The organism is Mycobacterium sp., from assembly GCF_035603715.1.
Taxonomy (GTDB): Bacteria; Actinomycetota; Actinomycetes; order Mycobacteriales; family Mycobacteriaceae; genus Mycobacterium.
The window spans coordinates 1-5503 of record NZ_DATNJW010000271.1; the positions used below are offsets into that span (position 1 = coordinate 1).

Here is a 5503-nt window from a genome sequence, read left to right on the forward strand (position 1 = left end):
ACCAGCACCATGACGTCGACGATCACCCATGCCGCGGCACGCCGGGCACCCATGCGCTCAGCGCCCATCGGCGCCCCCTGGTGCGGACGCGCCGAAGACCTTGATGAAGATGAAGGCGATCACGGTGACGCAGCCGAAGATCAGCACCGAAATTGCCGAACCCAAACCGACATTGAAGCCTTTGAACAAGTTGTCGTAGCCAAGCACCGACACCGAGCCGGTGTTGCCGGTGCCGCCGGTGAGGACGTAGATGTTGTCGAAGATCCGGAACGCATCCAGCGTGCGGAACAGCAGCGCGACCAGGATCGCCGGTTTGATCAGCGGCAGCGTGATCTTCCGCAGCCGCCGCCATGCGCCGGCGCCGTCGATCTCTGCGGCCTGCAGTAGGTCGGCCGGCACCAGCGCCAGGCCGGCCAGTAGCAACAGCGACATGAACGGCGTTGTCTTCCACACCTCGGCGATCACGACGACGCCCAGCGACGAAAACTGGTGAGTCAGAGGAGCGCTGCCGTGTGGCAGCAGGTTGGCGAGATAGCCGGTGCCGGGCGTCCAGGCGTAGTACCAACTGTAGGAGGCGGCGACCGTGACGATGCCGTACGGAATGAGCACCGCGGTGCGCACCAGGCCCTTACCGATCAGGGTCCGGTGCATCGCCAGCGCCAGCGCCAGGCCGAGCACGAATTCGATGGACACCGAAGCGACCGTGATCGCCAACGTCACCGCCAGCGCCGTCCACCAGTACCGATCGGTCAAGATCGTTTGGTAGTTGCCCAAGCCGATGAACCGGGTGTCATTCGGGGTGGTCAGGTTATTGCGTTGCAGGCTCAGCCAAATCGCGTAGCCGATCGGATATGCCGTGACGGCTAGCATCAGTAATGCGGCGGGCCCGACAAGGATGAACGCCAGTCGGGTGTCCGACTTCCGGTTCTCGGTTGTCACGGCAGCAGACCCTTGCCGTCGATCGCTTTGCGCACCTGCACGGCGAGCTCGTCGGCCGTCGTCTCCGGGTCGATCCGGGTGATCGGCGCGAGCGTGGCGGCGATGCGCGTCGACACCGCCTGGTAGGCCGGCGTCACGAGCCGCACCGCGGGTTTGGTGAGCTGTCGCCGAATGATCTCGTACATCGGGTACTTCGCCTGGAATTGCGGGTCGGCGTACAGCGAGGTCCGCACCGCCGGCACGCCACCTTCCAGCGAGATGTACTTCTCGTTGCTCGCGTCACGCAGGCACCGGATCGCTTCGTAGGCCTCGGCTTTGTGCCGAGTGGTCTTGGACACCGCCAGGTTCAGCCCACCGATCGTCACCGTCGCCGGCTTCCCCGGCCGCACCGCCGGGTAGGGCGCGAAGCCGAAAATCCTTGTGCTGGCGTCATAGGCTTCGCGGAATTGCTGTTCGGTCGGGGCGAACGATCCGACGTCGTTGATGCTGCCCGCCAGCTTCGCACTGCGGTTGAGCGGCAAGAACGGCACTCCGCCCTTGACCGCGTTTTCCAGCATCGACGCCAGCGCATAGGGCCAATTCACTTCCAGCGCAGACTTTCCCTGCTCGAACGCCAGCCGCGCGGTGCCCGCGTCGCTTCGGGTCACCGAAGGGTCGGCGCCGGGCGCGGTAGCCACCGACTTCATGATCTGCAACGCCGTGACGGTGGAGGTCCGGTGCGCGGGCGTGTCGGTGAGGGTGACCGTGCTGCCGTCGTCGGAAAGCACTTGGCCGCCGGCACTTTCCAGCAGCGTGTTGAACCAGACCACCACACCCTCATTCTGGTTGGCTTGCACCCCGATCCAGCTGGGTCCGCCCGCGGCGTGCAACCGGGCGGCCTCGGCCAGCACCCCGCTCCAGGTTTCCGGCGGCTTGTTCATCAAATCCGGCCGGTACCAGAGCAATTGGGTGTTCGTGCTGACGGGCGCGGCATACAACCGGTGCCGCCAGATCGCGGTGCTCAACGGCCCGGGCAAGGTATCGGTGGTGGCGTCGGCCTCCGCGCGACGGGCCGGGTCGTCCGATAGCGGCAGCACCCAGCCCGCTTCGGCGAACTCGGCAGTCCAGATCACGTCCATCGCGATCACGTCGACGGTGTGGTCGTTGGCGCTCAGTCGGCGGGCCAACTGCACTCGCTGGTCATCGGTGCCCCGCGGCAGGCTGACCTGCCGAACGCTGAATCGGCCGCCGAACTGGTCGGTGCAGCGCTGGGCCACCGCGGTGAACGTCGCGGCGTCGCCGGCCGGGGTGTAAAGGCTGATCACCCGCCCACTGTCACCGGCTCCGCAGGAAGATATCGCTGATCCGGCGGTCAGCAACGCCAGCGCGACGGCGCCGACCCGGCGTGCGCGTCCGTGACGAGTCGCCACGAATCAGATGGCCAGGCGCGCAAGCAGATCCCGAGCGTGCTCAGCGTTCTGCGGGTCGCAGAGAACGTCGTATCGGCCGGCCACCAATTGCAGCGTGGAACTGAAGTCCCGGGTGCCGCGCGCCATCGAGTACGGAATCGCCGAGGTGATCAGGCCGAAGAAAACTCCGGCGACCAGACCGGTGGTCAACGCCTCCAGCGGGTGGGGGCTGGAGAACAACAAGGTCAGCACCAAGCCGATGAAGAGGCCCAGCCAGGCGCCGCTGATCACGCCGCCGCCCAACACTTTCGGCCAGGTCAGCCGCCCGGTGACCCGCTCGACCTGCATCAGATCCACTCCGACGATCGTCACCTGTTGCACCGGGAACTGTTGATCGGACAGGTAGTCCACGGCGCGCTGCGCTTCGGCATACGTGGGGTACGAACCGACCGGCCAGCCTTTCGGCGGCGTCGGTAATCCGGGCGCACGCCGGCTCCCCGCCGGTGCGCCGGGTGCGGCACCGGGAACCTGTCCCGGCTGAAAAGGGCTGCTCATATATTCCATTCTGCTCTGTTATCGCCGCGCCGAGCTCAACAACTATCGGCTTGCCCATCACCTGCGCAAACGCTGGCCCAACTGGGCGTCACGCTAGGTTGAACACCATGACAGGTCAGGGCGGTGACCACGGTGAGGAGTACGGCGCTTACGCAGACCAGCCGCGCCCCTGGGAGCAGTACCCACATCCGCCGGTAGACCCGCAGGCCCCGGTGAACTATCCGGAGTTCGCGCCGCCATTTCCTCCGCAGCCGCAATACCCTCCGCAGCCGCCGCCGGGGCCTCCGTACGGCTATCCGCCACCAGCGCCCGGCGGGCCGATCGGGTACGGCGGACCCCCGCCCTATCCCGGTCCATATGACCCCTACCAGGTCTATCAAGCCGGCTCGTATGGCACCAATGGGCTGGCCATCGCATCGCTGATCACCTCGATCGCGGGTGTGGTGCTCGGCATCCCGCTGGCCATCTTCTGCTATGTCGGGCTGCTGATTCCCGTCGTCGGCGTGGTGCTGGGCGCCGTCGCACTCAGCCAGATCAGACGGACTCATCAGCCCGGCCGCGGGTTGGCCATCGCCGGAATCGTCATCGGCTGCCTCGCCACGGTGGCGATGTTGTTCTTGCTGGCGATGGTCATGCTGACCGCCGCCGCGCTGAAGTCCCCGATGCTGACGTGGCTCTGACCGGAGTTACCCCGTCGGCGGGACGAACCGGTCGGACTGCCGCTCCATACCTGCCGCGCGTCCCTTGGCCGCGATCACCAACGCCATCTTGCGGCTGGCTTCGTCGAGCATCTCGTCGCCGAGCATCACCGCTCCGCGGGCACCGCCGGCCGCCGACGTGTGCCACTCGTAGGCCTCCAGGATCAACTCAGCGTGGTCGTAATCGGCCTGCCGCGGACTGAAGATCTCGTTGCCCGCCGCGATCTGGTCGGGGTGCAGCACCCACTTGCCGTCGTAGCCGAGCGCGGCGGATCGGCCCGCCACCCGCCGGAACGCCTCCACATCACGCACTTTCAGATACGGGCCGTCGACAGCGGCGACGCCGTGGGCGCGCGCGGCCACCAGGATCGTCATCAGCACGTGGTGATAAGCGTCGCCGACGTCGTAGCCCTCGGGTTGCTCGCCGACGACCAGCGTGCGGGTGTTCAGATTCGCCATCAGGTCGGCGGGACCGAGCACCAGGGCCTGCACCCGAGGCACGGCGGCGATCGCGTTGATGTTCATCAACCCGCGGGCATCTTCGATCTGCGCGTCAATGCCGATCTCGCCCACCGGAAGTCCGTGGACCGCCTCCAACTGAGTCAGCAGCAGATCGAGCGCCTGGACGTGTGAGACGTCGGAAACTTTCGGCAGCACCACCACGTCGAGCTTGGCGTCGGGCACTGCCCCGACAGCCGACACCACTTCGATGACGTCGGCGTGCGTCCAAGGCGTGGTCCAGTCGTTGACCCGCACGCCGCGCAACTGTCCGGCCCAACCGGGCGCGGCCAATGCGGCGGCCACCCGGCCGCGGGCATCGGCCTTGGCGTCGGGTGCGACGGCGTCCTCGAGATCAAGGAAGACCTCATCGGCCGGAAGACCTTTGGACTTGTCGATCATCTTCTGGCTGCTGCCCGGCACAGACAGGCAAGTTCGGCGGGGCCGATAGGCGTTGTTCACGCTTCACTCCTACCCTTTCAACCATGGCCTCGATCAACAGGGTGTATGCGGCTCGGCTGGCGCGAATGCAAGTCCTGGGCCCGATGGGCGAGTCGCTCGGCCGAGTGCGCGACGTCGTGGTCAGCATCAGCATCGTTCGCCAGCAACCCCGGGTCCTTGGACTCGTCGTCGAAATGAGTTCGCGCCGAAGAATTTTCGTACCGATTCTGCGAGTTGCGTCGTTCGAACCCAACGCGGTGACCCTCAACACCAACAACGTCTCGATGAGCCGGTTCGATCAACGGCCGGGCGAGGTTCTGGTACTGGGACAGATCGTGGACACCAAGGTCCGGGTCAACGATCCGCAATTACCTGAGCTGGCCGACATCGACGTGGTCGTCACCGACTTGGGTTTGGAGCAGACGCGAACGCGCGACTGGATGGTGACGCGAGTCTCGGTGCGCGTGCCGCGGCGCATCGGCCGACGCACCACCACACACGTGGTGGGCTGGCGCAGCGTGCAGGGGCTGACTCCGTCCGCGCTGGCGATGCCGGGACAGGCTGTGGCGCAGCTGCTGCATCAGTTCGAGAAGTGGCGGCCGATCCAGGTGGCCGACGCGATACGGGAGTTGCCGACGAAACGCCGTTACGAGGTGGCCAGTGCGCTGGACAACGATCGGCTTGCCGACATCTTGCAAGAGCTTCCGGAAGACGAGCAGGCCGAGTTGCTGATGCAGCTCGGCGACGCGCGCGCGGCCGACGTGCTCGAGGAGATGGACCCCGACGACGCCGCCGACCTGCTCGGCACGATGAATCCGACCCTGGCCGAGAGGCTGCTGCGGCAGATGGATCCCGAGGAGTCAGACCCGGTGCGGCGCATGTTGCGGCACTCACCGGACACCGCGGGCGGCCTGATGACCCCCGAGCCGGTGGTCTTGACCCCGGACACCTCGGTCGCCGAGGCGCTGGCCCGGGTGCGCGACC

The 5503-nt window shown here is 66.6% G+C and carries 6 protein-coding genes; 2 read left to right on the forward strand and 4 right to left on the reverse strand.

Going from position 1 to position 5503, the window contains the following annotated elements; translation table 11 throughout:
• Positions 1-57: 57 nt before the first annotated feature.
• From VN856_RS11480 to VN856_RS11490, 3 genes are read right to left on the reverse strand one after another with little or no spacing between them, the layout of a single operon-like run.
• Positions 58-939 carry a sugar ABC transporter permease gene (locus VN856_RS11480; RefSeq protein ID WP_325689050.1) on the reverse strand — a complete coding sequence of 294 codons (882 nt, stop codon included), beginning with the start codon at positions 937-939 and terminating at the stop codon, positions 58-60.
• Complete coding sequence (locus tag VN856_RS11485; RefSeq protein WP_325689052.1) at positions 936-2348, reverse strand: extracellular solute-binding protein; 1413 nt, start codon at positions 2346-2348, stop codon at positions 936-938. The genes VN856_RS11480 and VN856_RS11485 overlap by 4 nt, the downstream gene beginning before the upstream one ends.
• A gap of 3 nt (positions 2349-2351) precedes the next feature.
• Positions 2352-2882 (reverse strand): general stress protein, encoded by a 531-nt coding sequence (locus VN856_RS11490; RefSeq protein WP_325689054.1) that lies wholly within the window; start codon positions 2880-2882, stop codon positions 2352-2354.
• 98 nt (positions 2883-2980) lie between these two features.
• On the opposite strand from VN856_RS11490, the gene VN856_RS11495 reads away from it, so the two are divergent.
• A complete protein-coding gene (locus VN856_RS11495) occupies positions 2981-3562 on the forward strand; it encodes a DUF4190 domain-containing protein (RefSeq protein ID WP_414686932.1) in 582 nt (193 codons plus the stop codon).
• Positions 3563-3568: 6 nt separating this feature from the next.
• Here the strand turns inward: VN856_RS11495 and VN856_RS11500 are convergent, their stop codons facing one another.
• Positions 3569-4540: a CoA ester lyase gene (locus VN856_RS11500; RefSeq protein WP_325689058.1), complete on the reverse strand. Its 972-nt coding sequence runs from the start codon at positions 4538-4540 to the stop codon at positions 3569-3571.
• A gap of 23 nt (positions 4541-4563) precedes the next feature.
• Between VN856_RS11500 and VN856_RS11505 the strand changes: the two genes are divergently transcribed.
• The coding region (locus VN856_RS11505) for a magnesium transporter MgtE N-terminal domain-containing protein (RefSeq protein ID WP_325689060.1) at positions 4564-5503 on the forward strand (940 nt) is incomplete at its 3' end.